General features: G+C 35.1%; 20 protein-coding genes and 2 pseudogenes. 17 read left to right on the top strand and 5 right to left on the bottom strand.

The window, feature by feature from the left end:
- Window positions 1–96 precede the first annotated feature (96 nt).
- A complete protein-coding gene (locus ACMT7R_RS13145; RefSeq protein ID WP_415312406.1) occupies window positions 97–390 on the top strand; it encodes a hypothetical protein in 294 nt (97 codons plus the stop codon).
- Between the two features lie 6 nt (window positions 391–396).
- Window positions 397–855 (top strand): universal stress protein, encoded by a 459-nt coding sequence (locus ACMT7R_RS13140; RefSeq protein ID WP_415312405.1) that lies wholly within the window; start codon window positions 397–399, stop codon window positions 853–855.
- A gap of 2 nt (window positions 856–857) precedes the next feature.
- On the opposite strand, the gene ACMT7R_RS13135 is transcribed toward ACMT7R_RS13140, so the two are convergent.
- Complete coding sequence (locus ACMT7R_RS13135; protein WP_415312404.1) at window positions 858–1,613, bottom strand: ParB/RepB/Spo0J family partition protein; 756 nt, start codon at window positions 1,611–1,613, stop codon at window positions 858–860.
- A gap of 156 nt (window positions 1,614–1,769) precedes the next feature.
- Here ACMT7R_RS13135 and ACMT7R_RS13130 point away from each other — a divergent pair, with 156 nt between their 5' ends.
- The 3 genes from ACMT7R_RS13130 to ACMT7R_RS13120 all read left to right on the top strand — a co-directional run bounded on the left by ACMT7R_RS13130 (window position 1,770) and on the right by ACMT7R_RS13120 (window position 3,046).
- The gene (locus tag ACMT7R_RS13130) at window positions 1,770–2,036 is read left to right on the top strand and encodes a hypothetical protein (RefSeq protein ID WP_415312403.1); all 267 of its coding nucleotides are present in this window, start codon (window positions 1,770–1,772) and stop codon (window positions 2,034–2,036) included.
- The gene (locus tag ACMT7R_RS13125; RefSeq protein ID WP_415312402.1) at window positions 2,024–2,542 is read left to right on the top strand and encodes a tetratricopeptide repeat protein; all 519 of its coding nucleotides are present in this window, start codon (window positions 2,024–2,026) and stop codon (window positions 2,540–2,542) included. Before ACMT7R_RS13130 ends, ACMT7R_RS13125 begins: the two co-directional genes overlap by 13 nt.
- Before the next feature lie 144 nt (window positions 2,543–2,686).
- A complete protein-coding gene (locus tag ACMT7R_RS13120) occupies window positions 2,687–3,046 on the top strand; it encodes a P-II family nitrogen regulator (protein WP_415312401.1) in 360 nt (119 codons plus the stop codon).
- An 834-nt stretch (window positions 3,047–3,880) separates the two neighbouring features.
- Here ACMT7R_RS13120 and ACMT7R_RS13115 read toward each other — a convergent pair.
- Window positions 3,881–4,189 (bottom strand): hypothetical protein, encoded by a 309-nt coding sequence (locus ACMT7R_RS13115; RefSeq protein WP_415312400.1) that lies wholly within the window; start codon window positions 4,187–4,189, stop codon window positions 3,881–3,883.
- Window positions 4,190–4,911: 722 nt separating this feature from the next.
- Here ACMT7R_RS13115 and ACMT7R_RS13110 point away from each other — a divergent pair.
- The 3 genes from ACMT7R_RS13110 to ACMT7R_RS13100 all read left to right on the top strand — a co-directional run bounded on the left by ACMT7R_RS13110 (window position 4,912) and on the right by ACMT7R_RS13100 (window position 6,841).
- Complete coding sequence (locus tag ACMT7R_RS13110) at window positions 4,912–5,214, top strand: hypothetical protein (protein ID WP_415312399.1); 303 nt, start codon at window positions 4,912–4,914, stop codon at window positions 5,212–5,214.
- A 120-nt stretch (window positions 5,215–5,334) separates the two neighbouring features.
- On the top strand, window positions 5,335–6,450 hold the full coding sequence (locus tag ACMT7R_RS13105; RefSeq protein ID WP_415312398.1) for a serine hydrolase domain-containing protein: 1,116 nt from the start codon (window positions 5,335–5,337) through the stop codon (window positions 6,448–6,450).
- 181 nt (window positions 6,451–6,631) lie between these two features.
- Window positions 6,632–6,841, top strand: coding sequence for a hypothetical protein (locus ACMT7R_RS13100; protein ID WP_415312397.1), 210 nt, complete (start codon window positions 6,632–6,634; stop codon window positions 6,839–6,841).
- A 191-nt stretch (window positions 6,842–7,032) separates the two neighbouring features.
- Here ACMT7R_RS13100 and ACMT7R_RS13095 read toward each other — a convergent pair whose 3' ends face one another.
- Window positions 7,033–8,283, bottom strand: coding sequence for a serine hydrolase domain-containing protein (locus ACMT7R_RS13095; RefSeq protein WP_415312396.1), 1,251 nt, complete (start codon window positions 8,281–8,283; stop codon window positions 7,033–7,035).
- A gap of 244 nt (window positions 8,284–8,527) precedes the next feature.
- Between ACMT7R_RS13095 and ACMT7R_RS13090 the strand changes: the two genes are divergently transcribed.
- Both ACMT7R_RS13090 and ACMT7R_RS13085 read left to right on the top strand, forming a co-directional pair.
- Entirely contained in the window at window positions 8,528–9,931 is a 1,404-nt protein-coding gene (locus tag ACMT7R_RS13090) for an alpha/beta hydrolase family protein (protein WP_415312395.1), read from the top strand.
- Between the two features lie 504 nt (window positions 9,932–10,435).
- Window positions 10,436–10,975 (top strand): annotated as a pseudogene (locus tag ACMT7R_RS13085) (DUF99 family protein).
- A 435-nt stretch (window positions 10,976–11,410) separates the two neighbouring features.
- Here ACMT7R_RS13085 and ACMT7R_RS13080 read toward each other — a convergent pair.
- Window positions 11,411–12,091, bottom strand: a complete 681-nt coding sequence (locus ACMT7R_RS13080) for a type 1 glutamine amidotransferase domain-containing protein (RefSeq protein WP_415312394.1) — start codon at window positions 12,089–12,091, stop codon at window positions 11,411–11,413.
- 377 nt (window positions 12,092–12,468) lie between these two features.
- Here ACMT7R_RS13080 and ACMT7R_RS13075 point away from each other — a divergent pair, with 377 nt between their 5' ends.
- From ACMT7R_RS13075 to ACMT7R_RS13045, 7 genes and pseudogenes are all read left to right on the top strand, one after another.
- On the top strand, window positions 12,469–13,101 hold the full coding sequence (locus ACMT7R_RS13075; RefSeq protein WP_415312393.1) for a DUF1326 domain-containing protein: 633 nt from the start codon (window positions 12,469–12,471) through the stop codon (window positions 13,099–13,101).
- Window positions 13,102–13,144: 43 nt separating this feature from the next.
- Window positions 13,145–14,104, top strand: a complete 960-nt coding sequence (locus ACMT7R_RS13070) for a DUF2182 domain-containing protein (protein ID WP_415312392.1) — start codon at window positions 13,145–13,147, stop codon at window positions 14,102–14,104.
- Window positions 14,105–14,228: 124 nt separating this feature from the next.
- Complete coding sequence (locus tag ACMT7R_RS13065; protein ID WP_415312391.1) at window positions 14,229–14,429, top strand: DUF1326 domain-containing protein; 201 nt, start codon at window positions 14,229–14,231, stop codon at window positions 14,427–14,429.
- 7 nt (window positions 14,430–14,436) lie between these two features.
- Window positions 14,437–14,868 (top strand): annotated as a pseudogene (locus tag ACMT7R_RS13060) (DUF1326 domain-containing protein).
- Window positions 14,869–15,282: 414 nt separating this feature from the next.
- Window positions 15,283–15,498, top strand: coding sequence for a hypothetical protein (locus ACMT7R_RS13055; protein WP_415312390.1), 216 nt, complete (start codon window positions 15,283–15,285; stop codon window positions 15,496–15,498).
- Window positions 15,499–16,371: 873 nt separating this feature from the next.
- The gene (locus ACMT7R_RS13050) at window positions 16,372–16,785 is read left to right on the top strand and encodes a DDE-type integrase/transposase/recombinase (protein ID WP_415312389.1); all 414 of its coding nucleotides are present in this window, start codon (window positions 16,372–16,374) and stop codon (window positions 16,783–16,785) included.
- Window positions 16,766–16,978: a hypothetical protein gene (locus ACMT7R_RS13045; RefSeq protein WP_415312388.1), complete on the top strand. Its 213-nt coding sequence runs from the start codon at window positions 16,766–16,768 to the stop codon at window positions 16,976–16,978. Before ACMT7R_RS13050 ends, ACMT7R_RS13045 begins: the two co-directional genes overlap by 20 nt.
- A gap of 1,266 nt (window positions 16,979–18,244) precedes the next feature.
- Here ACMT7R_RS13045 and ACMT7R_RS13040 read toward each other — a convergent pair.
- The gene (locus ACMT7R_RS13040; protein WP_415312387.1) at window positions 18,245–18,751 is read right to left on the bottom strand and encodes a hypothetical protein; all 507 of its coding nucleotides are present in this window, start codon (window positions 18,749–18,751) and stop codon (window positions 18,245–18,247) included.
- Window positions 18,752–18,816: the final 65 nt, after the last annotated feature.

Here is an 18,816-nt window from a genome sequence, read left to right as displayed (position 1 = left end):
TAATTAATGTAATCTACGTATCATATTCCATGTTCAGATATGTAAATTCCATTTATTTACAATACTTTTTTATAGTTATTATTTAATAATTCCATAATGGCAGTTGTGTCAACTGAAAAAGAAATTGAGGACGCTTCAAAAAAAGCATTAAACGCACTTTTCGGTTCTTCGGTCCAGAGTATCAAGATACGTGAAGTTTTTCCATATTCTGCGGATCAGATAATTACTCACAGCGATGATATGGATACTGAATCCCAGTCAAGAGATGGATGGGATGTCCAGGTGACCTTTATGCTAGACAATCTACAATACACTGTTGATCTGATAATACAGGAAAAAGACGGCCAAGTAATCTATTCTAGGCTTATAGACAAAATGGCCCCATTGTAAATAGTTATGCTCTTTAAAAACATTTTAATGCCGTTTGACGGTTCTGAAGCCTCTGCTAAGGCAACCGAATATGCTATTTATATAAGTGGACTCGAAAATTCATCCATTACTTTCATCCATATTTTGGATAATATTAAGCAAGGAGGGGCAATTGGATTACGTGCACGATATGGTGATACCAAACTGATCAACGGATTTGAGAATGCAAGAAGAAAAAATGCTTTAAAATGGATAGAACCTATTCAAGAAAGGGCTACTGCAAAGGGAATTAAAAATAACGTAGAAATTTTGGAGGATAAAAAAAATTCCAAGATTGAAACTATAGTCGATTTCATTGAGAATAATGAAGTTGATTTGGTTGTCATTGGATCACGGGGTTTATCTCGTTTTAAACAGATGCTCGTTGGAAGTATTGCTTCAGGAATAATCAGCCATTCAAAATGTCCTGTTTTGGTAATAAGATGAACCTACCTGCTTTTCTTTAGATATTCTGAAAGTATTTTCTTTACAAAGTCGTTTATATCATAGCCATTTTCTTTGGCCTTTTCTTCAAGGTCTTTCCACATTCTCTTATCGATGTCCTTTGAGGGATTAAACACTAGTCGGACGGTTAAGAGCCCTTTGGGTGCTCCTCTCTTGATTCCAAACTTTACCATTTCCTCAGATAAAGAGTTGGGTTCTGCCATGGCTAACTTGTTTTGTATTTCTACAGGTTGTCTTGCAATTTTGATTCCCTCGTGCAAAGTTATTTCACCGTTCTCAATTTTTCGTTGCAATTCCTTCGGAAGTGTAAGGATGCTTAGCCACTCGCTAACAGTACTTTTTGGCAGGCCGTATTTTTTTGACACCCCGGTGATCCCTGATTTTGTTGATTTCACTAACTTATTGACCATCTGAGCTTTTTCCAGTGGAGACAGATCTCTTCTAATCAAATTCTCAAATAATGAAGCCGCTTCTGCCTCAGCTCCACGTAGGTTTGATATAACCGCGGGAATTTCCTTTTCCCCTTTCTGATGCAAGGCATGAAACCTTCTCCTACCGATCAATAGTTTATAACGTTTTGTAAGATTATCAAATCTCACCACCACAGGCTGGAGTAATTCAAACTTTGATAAGTGATCATTCATTAAATCATCACTGGGATTATTCCCAAAAGAAAAATCCTTTCTAACGTTTTCATTAGCAATATCTATCAGATCAAGAGGAATATTTTTAATCTTCAAACACCATAATATATCTGATACATATATATTAAATATTTATTCGATAATACATATACAATTAATTCATTTGGTATAATACGTATAAAATGCCGCTCTTTATTCGTAATCTACTCTTATTTAATCAATGTTTATATCACTTAATCAGAAGAATACTTGATGCAAAGTCAGGTCAAGGCCAATCCAGATCTTGAATATAGCGAGATCAGCAAGGCAACTTTTGTTTCATATATCGTATCACTCTATGTTAGCAGTATTCAAAAAAAGAATTCAAGTGATAGTGTATCTGTAGAGGAAATCTATGAATTCATAGAGGATCTAAAAGAATTGGATCCGAGATTTAAATCACTACCAATTAAGAAAAGGGATATTAGCCTATGTTTCTATATTTTAGATAGATTGGGTGTGTGTAGTTGTTTAAAGTAATTTTGAGTTATTTAAAACCCAAAACAGCAAAATCTGGTTTGAATAATACGGACCATAATAAGGAATCAAACCTGAGACAGTTGGTGATAGAAAGTGAAAAGGAAGTCAGCAAAAATAATTTTACTAACGCATTATCCATTTTGGAGAAAGTTATAGAGATTGATCCACAATGTGATTATGCTTATGGTGACAAGGCGCTGATTTTGGACCATATGGGTAAGCTAAACGAATCAATCAATATGTACGCAAAGGCCTTAGAACTTAACCCCAAAAACGCCATAACATGGCATAATAAAGCCTTAACTCTGATCAAGCAGCGAAAAATTGACGAAGCGATATCTTGTTTTGATGAAGCTATTGCAATCAACCAAGAGTATTCAAAAGCGTGGTACAACAAAGGTAGATGTCTCGAAATGCAGGGAAAAACAGCAAGTGCACAGTCATGTCTTACTATGGCCAAAAAGTTAGACCCATTCCTATTTTCAAAGATCAAATTAAGATCTTAAGGTTAATCAAAAGTTAATTTTAATAGATATCGTTTCTTAATTATTTATTTTCATATGTATTCTGCAATTTGAAAGATTATTTATTTATTAATTAATTATGACATAATTAGTAAAGTTTAATATGATCTCCTCTCAAGTATAGAGATGAAAGAAATTGATATCTTTATAGATTCAAAGGATCTTTCAAAGGTAACAGACATCCTTCAAAAACATAAAGCTGGTGTAACCTTTTTTGATGTTCAAGGAACAGGCAGAACTCCAAAAGAAACTCCAGAAAATATTCAATCTTATCAAACTGGAAGAACTACCTTGGCCCGATTTATAGGCAAAACACATGTGATTTCTATAGTTTCGGATAACAAAGTTGATATGATAGTCAATGAGATAACAAATAGTTTTGAAAGTAAAGAAGGACCTTTTGGAGTTCTTTTTGTAAAAGATGTTTTGAATGCATATGAACTGGGAACAACTCTACGAGATGACGCCTTGTTAATTACTCAGTAATCTAGAATCATTGTCTAATGAAAATCCCACAATTATTTTACCTTATATTTACGAAAAATTAAGAAAAAGTTAAAAATTTTTAAATGATTTTGATAATTGATTTATTGTGATACAAAAATCATATTTCTATTTGCAGGTATCTTTAAGATCGTTACCGTTACCAAACTATTGTATAGGGTCATTATAGTTATCACCATTGTGTTGACTATAGGCCAAGTATCAAATTATTATTCATCAGAGTGATGAAGCCGGCTAGTGGAAAGTTAACCTCGGAACATAGAGTCCTACATTGATTTCTTTATTGAAGAATTGTGTAACTTGATATAACCAAAACAGAAATCAATATTTCCAGGAATAGATTGTCGATCTAGTAGGCATATGGCAGAGATTCAAATTAATTCTCAAATTGCCGTATCCTGAGGGATGTAATTCAAGAATGAATGAAATCCTTCGATTTGATATTATTTCCGAAATTTATTATCGTATCCACTTTCTTGAAAGATGCTGTTGGATGATTCCGTATGGTATAAGGGTTCGGTTGAGATTTAAAATTAAAATCTTTCTCCAATATTATTCAAACCAATAATGATTTAGATAAATCCAAAATCTCTTAGTATAAGTTCAAGTCGAATAAGAATTTATTATAACATCAGGTAGGGTAGGATTTAGGTTTTATTACGGAATGAATACATAACAAAAGTATTATTTGTTGATAAATACACTTTTTTAGGTTAGAAATTGATTTACGCAGATTCTTTTTCCTTAGAAAAGATAAAAGACAGAGATGGTGAGTCTATAATATAATGAGGTATTAAAAGATGGGGCGCTTGTATGTTAAGGCTCATAATGTTGGGGGGGGTTTTTATAGGTGGGCTTTTCGTATATCCAAAAGTGTAAACCATTGTTAGGATGATATGATTCTAATGGGTTAGGTTTTGAATTCTCTACCAGTATGTAGAATCTATTTCTATCAAACAATTTTTTGATTTGTTTCTTTTGAACCTTTGATATACTACCAGTGTAAAACTCTAACCCGTCGCCCTTATTCCAGTAAAAGTGTAAATTGTATACGTTCTTTTCACCCCCAAGTATTTTAAAAATTTTTCTGGTCAGCTCTATTTGTTGGGTTTTGGTTATGGTCATTTGTCTAGTATCACGGCAATTTGTCTAGATTGTAATTCAAGTTTCTCAGGTTGTTTGTTGGGGTCACGGTCGCTCATGATGATGTATACTAATATAATGAACGGGGTGGAATAAAAAGACCAATATTGTTGCGGGTTCGCTGGGATTAAGTTCCGTATGGTATAAGGATTCGATGGAACTCTTGAGGATACCCACATGGGTTTGATAAAGTATTTTTTTATTTTGATATCATAATCAGTTTGTAATCTATTTGTAATAAGAAGTAATAAATTTTTAATGCGGGCTCAATGGGACTAGTAACAAATTTGACTATTTAAATGGCCCAATCCTAACGCAAAGTTAGTATGGATACAAACAAAATATGCGTGATGGATCGATAACCGTAAGAAAGAATATCCTAATTTCTATAAAAATTTTATATCTTCGTAAAACACGACATTTCAGAAGTTTGGATTATAGGTGCATTTCTATATCCATAAATGATTCACAAATCTTTCTATCTTATGCACCAGTTAATATCTTAATATTCATCAGTGACTTTCGAATCTTCCAAGCATGGATAAGTTCTTGAATGAATATTTTAATATAAACTCAATGCAGAAATTGCTCATGAATTAACTAGTTTTAGCAGTTTAGACCCGTATTGATTGTCATTTTCGGATGATTCTTGATTTTGTCTATTGACATCAAAAATTTTTATATCAATCTGCATACTTGAAAATATGATAGGGTCCGTAATAACAGTAGATAGAATAAGTGAATTACGTGTTATAGGTGGAAAAATAATTCAAGATTCATTTAAATTAAATGTGACAGATATTGTAAAAGGTCATACCACCATAGGAGATGATGGTGGAGGTAATTTTGTGTGGAATCCTTCTTCTACAAAAGATAATAATGGAACGGTCATTGAACCCACGGATCGATCTGTTGTAATTGGTGGGATTCCTAAAGAGCTTGGATTGAATCAATTTAGTGTTAGTTCAATGAAGGCCGTGGGTATGTTCGTGACGAAACTGGAGTAACTATAAATGAAACCCTTTTACTTAGGCTTAGTGCTGGCAGCGTTCATACTCGTTCCAACTACAGCAATGGGACAAGTTGAGAACATGACTGGAGTAAACAATACGCTTGCGAATTCTACTATGGGTACCAATACAACGACGACCAACTCGAAGTGCTCGTCGAACCATATCGACATCGGCGGCACGTGCACGAGCAAGGCCGAGGTGTCGAAGCAGATTATCTCGATCACGCAGAGTGTCATGCAGAAGGAGGACGCCAAAGGGGTGCTCCTGCGCGTCGACGTCGACAACGACACCGTCGTCAAGACGGGTCTTGGGGATTCCCAGGAGGGAGTGCCGGCGACGCCGGATATGAAGTTCCGTCCCGGCGCGATGACTATCCCCATGCTCACGACTCTGGTGCTGCAGCTGCAGGAGCAGGACAAGCTCAGCCTCAACGATACCCTGTCAAAGTGGTTCCCGCAGTACCCCAACGCCGACAAGGTGACGCTGCGGATGCTCTCGAGTGCCACCTCCGGCTACCCCGACTACATCCAGGAGAACCCAACCTTCCAGGCGGCGCAGCTCGCGGAGCCGTTCCGCCACTGGACGGACGACGAGCTGCTGCAATATGCGTTCGCGCAGCCGATCGTCTGCGACCCGGGCGCATGCTTCCACTACGCGCACACCAACTTTATCATCCTTGGCAACGTTGTCGAAAAGATCACCGGGAAGTCGATCACCGATCTCTTGCAGCAGAAGTTCCTCGGTCCGCTCGAGCTCACCGAAACGAATATCACGAAGCTCCCGGCCATCCCTTCACCCGCACTCCACGCCTACACGTCGGAGCGCGGTGTCTACGAGGAGTCGACGGGATGGAGCCCGTCGTGGGGCCTCGGCGACGGACTCATCATGACGTCGACGCTGCACGACATGACCACGCTCATCAAGGCGGTAGGCACCGGCAAGATGCTCTCGAAGGAGTCAGCCAGCGAGCAGGTCGAGGATCTGTCGAAGGGCTTGCCGGGAGCGCCTGGGCAGATCGGCTACGGACTTGGGGTCGCCATCGCTAATGGGTGGGTGTTGCAGAACCCGATCTTCAACGGATACGAGGGGATTGCCGCGTACCTGCCGTCGCAGCAGCTCTCGATCGTGATCGACAACACGCACGGCCCGAACGCCGCGGAGGGCACGAGCATCGCCACCGACATCTTCAAAGCACTCGCTGCGTACCTGGCCCCAACATCGCTACCATAAATAGTAGCGGGTTCGATGGGACGAGTGTGCAATTTCATATGAGTTTGTAATTGGGAAGATGTAGGAATATCATAATTCTTGGAAGAATAAATATCAAAGTACATATGCCCTAACTCTCACCACCTGTTTGAAAAATGCCATCAAAATGATTGATAAATAGCATTGTATACGAAATTTACATATGCCAGAACTTAACTGTATTTCTGAATTAAAGAAACTGCTCAATGCAAATTGCAAAATAGAAAAAGTGGAACCACCAGTCTATGCTTCTGATGCAGAGGTCAACATAGTAAAAGTATCAATAGTATGTCCAGACGGTAAATCTCACACAATCAAGGCATACAAAGAAGAAGCATCCACATTAAGAGAATTCATAAGAACACACAAATAAATTCCATTTAATTGAAAATTTGTTGATATATAAAATGGCGGTAGTTTATTGATAATTTAAACAATCGGAAATAGTTTATCCTTTTTGCATTTTCATCCGTTACCAAAACAAGTAGCTGGTTCGGTGGTATGTGAAACAAATTTGATTCATAAATACCACTCATTTGCAATTAACCGATTAAATTACATTATTCATCCTTTGAGTAAATTCCATACAAAATATGAAAGAGGATTATATTCATAAAGACCAGCAGTTGTAATGTTTGCATTACTCATATCTGAACTACAAATAATTATGATACCCCTTTCAGTGTCAGGATTAAAAGCCATAAAGGCATTATACCCGCCTCCTGTCGCACCATTGTGTCGTATTATTTCAGTACCAAAATTCGTTGTAGCAAACCATCCTAATCCAATATAAAACCCTACAGAATCTATACTATTTTGACTGGTTATCTGTATGTTATTTTCCATTGTCTCGCCAGAAGTATGTCTTATTAAATGTGATTGTTGCATAGCATCATGTAATTTTGTTTTCATCAATCCGATGTTAGCAGAGATAAACTTTAACATATCACTGGCAGATGAGTAGAGTCCACCACCTGGAACTATGGGATTTGAGTAGTTAAACAATGTTGGTTCTTGTCCATACAAATGTCCAATTGCCAACCTCGATTTTTGTTCATCAGAAAGAAATATCCGAGTGTCATTCATTCCCAAAACATCTAAAATCCGGTTTTTTAGTAGATCTTCGTAAGATGTTTCGTTTGATAAAGACAGCAAGATGTTTCCAAGCAATGCAGAACCAAATGTCGAGTATTCTAATTTTGTCCCTGGTTCCCTTGTAATGGTAGTATTAGAAAGTCCCTGATAGAATTGGTCAATCGTATAATCCTTGGCACAGTCAGCAAATTTCATTTGAAATTGAATTTTTTCATTAGGAGTTTGGGGATTTTCACCTGCTATTTCAGAACAATAATTATCTGGAAATTCAGGTAATCCTGAAGTATGAGTTGCTAAATCCTCCACGGTAATCTTGTGTCCCCTATACTCAGGCACATCAACATCTGAAGGCAGATAACTTTCTATAGGGTCATCTAGTTTAATGAGGCCATTTACGACCATATCAGCTAAAAGTACTGCGGTAAAAACTTTGGTGTTAGATCCAATGGCAAAAATTGTGTTTTGATTAACAGTGAAATTATTTGCTTTGCTTGCATTTCCATAGCCATAAAATTGAGTTCCATTTGGATCAACAAGTCCTACTACAAATGCGCCTTTGGTTCTATTCGTGTCCACAATGTTTTTTAATAAATTTTTTAGGTCATTTGTAATTTTGAATTGAGGTACAGAGTCATTAACTTGGCTGCCTAAAGAAGAGGATTTAAATGTTTTTGGAAATTCAGTCTGGGAAGAGGCAGATACCACATTAGTTTTTAACATTGTTGGAACTAATATTGACAAAATAAGCACAGTAAAGAATAAAGTGACCATATTAGACTCGAATTATCTTTCAATGGTAATTGCTAAGTATCGGGTTAGTTAAATATATGAATCGAAAAGAAATATTGTTACTATAATTGGCAATGGGTTAGGTAGGATAAAGTTTGGTACCGTATAATCGTTAGGGGAACAATTTCGACCGCTCTATTATTTTAATAATAATCATACACTAGGTTATTATCTTGTGATTGATAAAGACTTTGACATAGGTGTCATCCACATTATTGGAGTTGGATTGCATACAAGTAATACTTATTGGGCATGTGACGTAATAATCATGATGAAGTTTATTTTCAATGATTCGACATTCTCTTTACAATTACTCAGAACAATAGGTGAAACATATTACAAATGTGCAGATATCGGAGAATGTATATCTACAGCTTATCGCGTCAAGGAAGGTGATTTTGAAAGCTGGCATGAAGAATGGTTAAAAACTGCAAAAAGGATTCATCAATATGCAGAAGATTGTCTAGCTAAAAATCACTTAACCAGTGCCAAGGAGGCATATTTAAGGGCTTCAAATTATTATCGTGCTTCTGGATTTTTGTTGATTGAGCCTGATGATCCACGGGTTCTAACTACTTTAGATCTTAGTAAAGATTGTTTTAAAAAAGCTACATCTCTATTTACCTACCTTGTAGAACCAATTCAGATACCGTATGAAGGAACCACATTACCTGGCTATTTTTACCACGCAGTGAGAGGAAAAATAAACCAGGATAGCAAACAAATCGATCAACAACAACAACTAGGAGACAATAAAAATACTAATAACAACATTAACAAAAATACTACTACCACATACCCTACACTAATAGTGGTAGGTGGTTTTGATTCGACATTGGAGGAATTATACGCTTCTGCTGCAGCCGCTGCTGTGGAAAGAGGATATAATTGTTTGACGTTTGAAGGTCCAGGCCAAGGAGAAGTTATTTATAAGAAGAATCTCCCATTCCGATACGATTGGGAAAAGGTAGTCACACCAATTTCCGATTTTGTAATATCCAATCAAAATGAATTTAACGCGGATCCAAAACGGATTGCACTTATGGGTATCAGCATGGGCGGATATCTAGCTGCGAGGGCGGTTGCATTTGAGCCACGAATATCCGCAGGTGTCCTTTACAATGGCGTTTATGACGGATATGATGCTATTCAGACAAGTTTTCCAAAGGAATTGTTAGACGCACTAAATACAGGCAATTCAGAATTTGTAAATACTACATTAACTAATTTAATGGAATCTGATCCTAATGTAAAATTCAACATGAAACATGGTATGCGGACTACAGGAACAAATTCCCCTTATGAATTGATTATAGGGGCAAAAAACTATTCGGTCAAAGACATATTAAAAGATATTAAAATTCCGACGCTTGTGTTAGATGCTGAAAAGGAAGATTCTTTTCCAGGGCAGTCAAAAAAGGTCTACGATGGGTTGGTTTCACTACCACCTGAATCAAAGAAATACATACTGTTTACAGAAGAGGAAGGTGCAGAAGAACACTGTCAAACAGGTGCATTGGCGATAACACATCAGAGAGTATTTGACTGGCTTGATGAAATGTTAAATGACAATTCTTAATTTTTGTTATTCTAATATTTTTGTGTAAGAGAGAAGCGGCATATAAGAAATTTAACACAATATCTAAATCATGTTATATATAGTTACTATGTATTAGTAACTGGTTCGGTGGGATTAAGTTCCGTACAATGTAAGGGTTCGGCGGATATCATACGGATATCCACACGGGTCTAATATTCATGCAGAATTTAATCAATGATCTCGGGGAAACATATTGTAGCATAACATAAAAAGCACAAATTATTGAGGCATCAAGACCAATAAAGCTATTGTTCTAACTATTACAAGATTTACGTATTAAGTTAATCAAATTGGGCTACGATGCTAATATTGCTTCATAATTGAATTTACAGTATTCTTTGATAAGTTCCTATTGTTCCTCGGATGGGATTTATACATTTCTGTAGAGTCATATTGTATATATGGATATATCCTATGGATATTATGTTTTACTTTAAAAAGATTGGTAATAAGAATGAAATTCCATGTTAAGAAAAAAGGGATATGGGTTTTACGTATAACCGAAAGCTTCAAAAAACTAGTACTTGCTCTACACTTGCAGGAATAGTAATGCGTCGTGATCTTGTAATTGACGGTATGATCTTTGGAAATGCAACGATCGAAGGTAATGATGCAACACAAAACATCTTATCTATGTATGAGTCATTAAAGAGAAACGACATTAATTGCATAATGCTTGATGGGCTTACTATAAGCATGTACAATATTATAAACGGTAGAGAAATCCATGAAAGCACCAATGTTCCAATTGTAGCAATAACTTTCAAAGACTCGTAAGGACTTGAAGGAGCTATAAATCATCATTTTTCCACTGACCCCAGGATAAAATTAGAACAATATCATAAACTCGGCATGCAAGACAAAATCCTATTAAGGACCCGTCATAGCCTATTCATACGATACCGGGGAAATGGTCTAAAGGAAGCATCCACGATAGTTAATTCCTTTACTCTGCAAGGTTCAATTCCTGAACCAATTAGAATAGCAAAGATTGCTGCGCGAGTAAATATACGAAATAAATAGGCCATACTTGGTTATCTAACTTCAATAAACTGTAACATAATTTCTCTAATTAGTTGTCTATAAGATTATTTTCAAATGGAATAGTTATAAGCATATCTAGTTGATAAGAAATTGTATCTTACAGATTGTCAATGGCGTTAAATCCTACTCTCTAAAACTAATACAATTGAATTCAAGTAATGATGTCTTCCTGTTTCAAATAATAGTATCAACATTGGTTTAAGTATTTGAATCACTAATGATTCTCTATAAAGGAACAATACAGACAATAAGTAGGATCTCTGACACATTTACCTACATTCAATTTATTTATATATTGAATAAGATTGGCTTCCGTGGGATTAGGTTCCTTATGGTATGGGGGTTAAGATATTTTAAGATAGATTTGACCTACTGCAATTTACAACGCTATTACGGATTCGAGCTTGAATGGAATTATTTCAAGACTTCTACTACCCTTTTAGCTGCTAGAAGAGACGATGCAGGATTTTGTCCAGTTATTATCTGACCATCACTTACAATAAATGGTTTAAAGTTCTCGGTCTTCTTAAAGTTGCCTCCTAATTCCTTCATTTTATCTTCTAGTAAGAATGGAACCGTCTTATCCAGTTTAACTGTGTGTTCTTCGTCGTTAGTAAATCCAGTCACTCTCTTATCCTTGAGAATGGAGTTACCATTATTGTCTGTGGCCCGTAATAATCCTGCAGGACCATGACAAACTGCAGAAATTATTTTCTTGTTATTGTAAAAACTCTCGACTATCCGCTTCAAATCATTGTCTTGTGACAAATCCCACATTGGACCATGACCGCCAGGTAAGAACAAGGTATCATACTCGCCATCTGAAATTTCGTTTAGAATCAAAGTATTTTCTAATTTCTGTTTAACTACCAGATCATTTTGAAGGCGTTTAGTTGATTCACTTTGATTTTCTGGCTGTAAACTTTTTGGATCGACTGGAGGTTTTCCACCCTTTGGAGATGCAATAACAACGTCATAACCATTATCTATAAATTCATAGTAGGGACTTGCGAATTCTTCAAGCCAATATCCGGTTTTTTGTCCGGTATCTCCTAATTTATCATGAGAAGGCAATACAAAAAGGACTTTTTTCATACAAATAAGTAATCAGCATCATATAAAACGAATGTAAATGATTTTAACTCACAAAGGCAGTCTTTTTATCAAATAGGTTTCAAGTTTACTCTAATAAACAATGCCTTAATCCATTGGATGTTTATCATAATTCAATCTTTTCAGTTCTCGAGCTTACTTAAATACAAAAAGGATGATATATTATGTTGTTGCTATAAATTGGTATTCGGATTCGGTGGAAATCGTGTGAAAAATCACATGGGTTAGCATCAAAAACAAATGATTAATCTCAAGATAACCGTCATTTAAAATTGTCTAGTAACTTATTTGTTTAGGACCAATCATGTTATTTAATATATACCTTAAAATTTAATATATTTCGATTACAGTGAAAGTATATGAGTTCTACTTTAAATCAAATTCCCACCTGGAATTTTAAAGCAGATTATGTTGAAACCTGTAACTGTGATTATGGATGTCCATGTAATTTTAATGGATTTCCTTCTAATGGTTTCTGCAGAGCATTAGTATTATTTCACCTTCGTTCGGGAAACTATGGTGATACAAGTCTTGAAGGAATTGATGTAATATGTGCATTCTCCTGGCCTAAAGCAATTCATGAGGGAAATGGTACTGGTCAGTTATTCATATCAAAAAATACAACCGGTGAACAAAGAGACGCTGTGATATCTATATTTTCAGGTCAGGCCAAGGGTGAAGGACCATTTGCTTTATTCGCTGGGACTTTCAAATTTTTCTTAGAACCCCAATTTGTAGATATTAAAACAAAGATAGATGGTAAGAAAAGCAGTTTCTCTGTTCCAGGTATTATAGAGGTTCAATCAGAAAGCTTTGTTAATCCCGTTACAGGAGAGGAGCAAGATACAAAAATACAATTACCCAAAGGTTTTATTTGGAAACTCGCAGAAGCTGCGAAAACTAAGGTGATGAGAATCACTACTCCTCAACTTAATTATGACCATTCAGGTAAGAATGCATTATATTCGATAGTTGAATACAAAGGGCCGTAGGTTACCTTTTTTATTAAGTTCTTCCATCTCAAAGTGTTTTTAATTGGATAAATCTCAAAAGATTATACTTTCATCCATTATTTCCATCTCAGCCATTACTTGGTATTTCTCTATAGAACAGCCAGATATGATGGAAGCCATGATGACTCTAAATCCATTGGCAGTTACAATATTTGCAATAAGTTGGACCATAGGAATGGCTGCAATGATGTTTCCAGCAATAATTCCAATGGTATTACTGTATAATCGATTGATTTCCACAAGTCAGGAAGATGTCAATAAAAATGATAATTTTTCACTTTATAATATATTTAATGATAATGTGTCAAACCGTGGCAAAAAGAGCGATAACAAAGATTTCCAGAATCCTATAATTTCTACGCGTATAATTAAAACATCGGGCTTTGTTGGAACATACCTCTTGGTCTGGGCATTGACAGGTGTTATGCTGCTAGTGTTTTGGTCTATAATTATGAATAATCTGCTAGTAGGATATAGCGCACAAGATTTTGCGATTGTGTTTGGAATTTTGCTCATCATATCTGGAGTTTACCAATTTAGCTCATTGAAGAAAAGATGTTTAGGTTACTGCGAATCTCCTCTAGCATTTTTTATGAAAAGATGGAGAGGAAATCAATTAAAGGACGGATTAAAGATGGGTCTGTTTCACGGCATGTACTGTCTTGGATGCTGTTGGCCTTATTTTTTACTCATGATTGCATTAGGATGGATGAACATATTATGGATGGTAATATTTGCAGCAATTATTTTTGCTGAAAAAGTCTGGTCTAAAGGAATTTGGATTGCAAGGGTAGCGGGCTTTGTGTTTGTAATAATAGGCTTGTTATCAATAACAGGAATAATATCAATTTCAACAGAAGATGGAATGAATGATTCGCAGAATGGTATGAACAACATGATGATGGAAGGCTCAAATCTAGACAAAGATACTAACGGTATGAATATGAATGACAAGATGGATATGAATATGCAAATGCCTTAGAAATATTATAAATCAGGTAAAAAGGATTACGGTAATTTGTATTGTGTGCATAATCTTGTTTGAATATCACAAAATTTGTTTCGAAATCAGGTATTCTTAAATTTTAGTATGTTTATCTAGTTAGATGGCAACAAACATCCCTTCTTGGAAAGCTTCGGGAGATTGGTTTGATGTATGTAAATGTAAAATACCCTGTCCTTGGGAATTTGCTCAAGAACCTACCTTTGGAGATTGCGAAAGGGTATCGGCATATCATATTAACAAAGGACATTATGGTGATATATCTCTAGACGGATTGAAATGCATTAGCTCTAGGAGCCTTTGAAGGAAATATATGGAAAGGAGAAACAAAGATCAATCTGAGTTTCTTTTTTGACGAAAGGGCGGACAAAGATCAAAGAGAAGCTCTTCAGATGATATTTATCGGCAAGGCGGGCGGATTTATGGCCTAAATAGCCAAACTGATGGGCTAGACTAGAGGATTAGACTTTGCCCCCATCAAATTTGAGATTTCAGATGATTTGGATTATTGGAGTGCAGAGATTCCTGGAAAAGTAATCGCAAAAGCAGAAGCTCTTGGCGGTCCTACTACTCCACCAGGCAAGAGGGTTCAAACATTAAACCCTCCAGGAAGTGAGGTAGGACCAGGTGGAGTTGCTACGTGGGGAATAGCCATTAGTGATCAAGTGGACGCAATGGGCTTTAAATGGAAAAGAGAAGGCAGGTCAAGTAAGCACATACCCTTTAACTGGGAAGGTCCATAGTTAAACCAATATATAAGTTAAAATAATAATTTTCATGTAAATTGTTTCTTATTATTATACGCTATTGTTACCATAAATAGGTAGCGGGTTCGGTGGAAAGAGTCACAAATGAGTAGATCAGGAACAAGCAGGATCAATAATTTACGATTCTCAAACTCCACTTCATTCCAATACTTTTCAATCAGAATCTCTTAAACTGCAATAGCAGAATATTCAATGGTTACCACACAATTAATGGTATGTGATATTCCATACTTTGTCAAACAACGTTAGTTATGCATCTACATGGATTCCGTCATTACTCCATAGAACAAGTGGAAAGCTCTATATTTCAGCTCATAGTAACGATTAGAGTAATCTACCAGCGATATGCGCCATAACATACTTAATAGATAGGAAATGTATATATATAATGTGATAAGCGAAAAAAATTCTAACCCTATGACTGTATCTTTACCCTATTCCTTTAAGAAATTTTCATCGATTGGACCTTTCGTTGATGTTGACGGAAGGATAAAACCCTGTGTAATTTGCGGCATTCCGGCTACTCAGGAAGCAATATTTACGGTAGACGGAGCTACCATTGTAGAAAAATACTGTGAATCATGCTCAAAAAAGGATATAAAATAATAAATATCAAAAAAAAGTTTGTCGGACCTTTACTCTAAAAATAGGCAATGGCCATTATTTCTAAAAGGTTTAATGAATGAAAATTGATATTAACATACAACTTATACAACTTATACATCCAAATTCGTTACTAAAATAGTGAGACAATTAAGCAATAAATCATACTTCTAATTAAGAATATATAGTAAGGCTGTGATTTCTATTCTCATTATAAAAGACTAATATACTATGCGAGGGCATTATATACTGTTACTCTAAGAATAAAATGCCAGCTATATGATTATAACTATATTTCAAATATTTACCGAATGGGTGATCATACTTTCCATAAAAATTTTTCAAATTTAGAAAGTTGTCTTAGTTGCGGATGTGTATCTAAATGTGTAGAATCAGATTATAATTTTTAATAGTAATAATATAAGTGTTCACAGAAGTCAAGACGCTATCTTCTGATTATATTCTAAAAACTGGTAATGACTAAATATTATGTTACCATTTAACTCATTCATTAATTAATCGCAATTCATGATTATTGAGTTAACCCCGTGTATAAATCAAGTTCATCATTAATATGAGACTATCCGAATCAAAGAAGAAGAAGGTGATGGCATAAACTAGGTAAATGTAACACCCTTCCATGATTTCATCTCCACACAAAAAAGACTTATTACATGAATATAGCCACAACATTCCTTCCTCTTGTATTTCCGAAATTACAAAGGAGGACATATCATCATCAATATCATCAAATGATAACCTAGAAAATACGTGTGTAAGAATACTACAATGATTTAGTATATAAATATGATAAAAAGGAGAAGGGCTCTGTTCAGTTAAGAAAAACCTATAGCTTGAAGACGTCTTATTTCATATGTGTTTACCAGAAATAAAACGCCTCCAGAATACGTCTATCGGGGCTTGTATTTGTATTTTTCAGGGCTATCTCTTAGGAGAACATCTGAAAGATTATCATACTGTATCAAACGAAATCATGTCACTATCTGGAACTGGATTCAAAAGTACCAACCTAAGATTATCAAGACAAAACAAAGACGGATATGTGAATTCATTGTAGATGAAACATTGCTTAAGGTAGGTTCAGAATACACATGGTTATGGGTTGCAATAGATGCAAAAAGTAAGGAAATTCTCGCACTATCTATCTCTAAAGAGAGAAACATGTTTGTTGCCGAACGGTTTCTGTTAAACATAATCAGAGACTATGGAAAGCATCCAGTTTCAACAGACGGTGGTGATTTGGTACCCCATGGCTTGTCAATTCCTTAAATTAGAACACCATCTCCATTCCTCCTATGAAAAAAGTTTGATTGAAAGAACAATACAATACATAAAGGATAGGACAGAGAATTTTGATGATTACTTTCCCTGCAGAATAAAGAACTGCAACCTAAAACATGTAAAAAACTGGTTGAACCTGTTTGTCGACTATCATAATAAGGAATTAAAACCTGTTAACTGAACAGAGCCAGGAGAAGTCTAATAATCCTATGCGACTATATGCTGAAATAACAATGGCTGTTGAAAAACTTTTATTGGTTTATAATAAAGGATTCAAATGTTTAGATATTGCAAAAAAAGTTATCTTGATCTTAGTTTAAATAATTTCTGATCCTTACAATCGCAATTTATTTCTAATATCTATACCACATCAGTAAACTCATTCATTCTGCAGATGCAGAATTTTAGATGTCGGATTTTATGAAAATTTGAACCTGATATTATGTAGTATTGTTTAACCGATCATATGTTTATAGTCGAATCTCTGTATATAATTATGCAAGGAATGTGTAATATCAATACCATTTAGGTAGAAATGGGGTAAACGATGCAAAGAGATTTGCACTTGCAATATTATTACTTGAAATCCACCGTTTAGTTCTGTTCTTTTCTTTTTATTTTCATGATAGTTCGTTACTAGCTGCATTTTTATAATATTCCCATTACTTGTAAATACCTATGATCCTCTTGTAAGAAAAATAAGATTTCATAGATTAGGCACGGCAGAAACTGTAGAAGGTAAGGGATTCATTATATCAATTGATTGTAAAGTTCTAAGACTATGGATTTACAATTAATTTCCCTTGCTTCTCGATTTGTTTAATTCTTATTGTTCTTCCCATTTAGATTGGGCTCGAAACTTTGTTATAAAACAAGGAGCTATTAAAGCAATTACTGGAGATTATTGGTAAATCGGATCATATTACTAATCATTTGTTTCAAAGGAGGGTATTTACAATTATTCGTCTACGTACAATTTGATAGTATAAAATTTCCTATTTAAGAGAAATGTAATAATTGTTTATTACCAAGAATAGCTATATTACTATTAATAAATATGAATTATCCACATTATCATAGTGAATATTAACTCACCTTTCAACGTATAACAGGCTTTACTAAAGAGATTAAATCAGCTTATGAGATTTATTATCAAACCTATCCTCATTGTGACAAACCTATTGTAGGTATGTATCAACATCCTATACCGGGATATGAATTTGATTTGGAAAGGAGAAAGAAACTAATAAAATTCTATAGTGAACCAGTATAATAAATTAAGTTCTAATCATAATCAACCTATATTTTTAAAAGAAATGAGATAATTGATATGGCAAATTCGTAACGTTAATCTCTCCAATGAACGTTACCGATCTAAATATTTGCAATATCTTTTACATGCTCTAACATCTCTAGCTTGAAACATCTAACGCATTACAAATTTATATTATCTTTTCGTAGTAAACAGATGGATATATTTTACTACAAAGTTAATGATTGCATACGAAAGTACTGAAGCAACAAATGATGAAATGGTAGCAGCCCCTATAGCCGAGTAATCTAACTTTAGTAATTGTATCATGAGAATAAATCTTGTTGCATTATTGACAGTATCAAATATGGTGCTAGCAAATATCATCTTAATCAAGATTCGTCTTAACGCAATAAAGTTAATTTTTCCAGTTAAGCGTTTTGTGTAATTTTGTTTATTGTCAATATGAAAAAGAATTGCAAAAATTACCTTGTATGTCAGGAATCCTGTGATAACAGTTATTGCAGAATTTAGAATATGACTAGTAGAAAATTCTGCAACAAAGTATGCAATAATAATACTAGACAGAAAGCCTGCTGAACCTGAAATTAGTAAATTTTTGTTCAGAGAGATTGTATCATAATACTTTACATAGGCCTTTATGAAGAATCTGTTTATTTTGTTCTGAGTTATTGGTTTCACTTGATATAGCTAAATATGTTCAATAGGTTATTTAATACTGATGAAAAGATAATCTAGTTGATTCA

It is taken from the genome of Candidatus Nitrosocosmicus sp. FF01, from assembly GCF_047711275.1.
In the GTDB taxonomy this organism is placed as follows: Archaea; Thermoproteota; Nitrososphaeria; order Nitrososphaerales; family Nitrososphaeraceae; genus Nitrosocosmicus.
The sequence above is the reverse complement of the archived record's forward strand: the minus strand, read 5'-3'. Positions and strand labels throughout refer to the sequence as shown.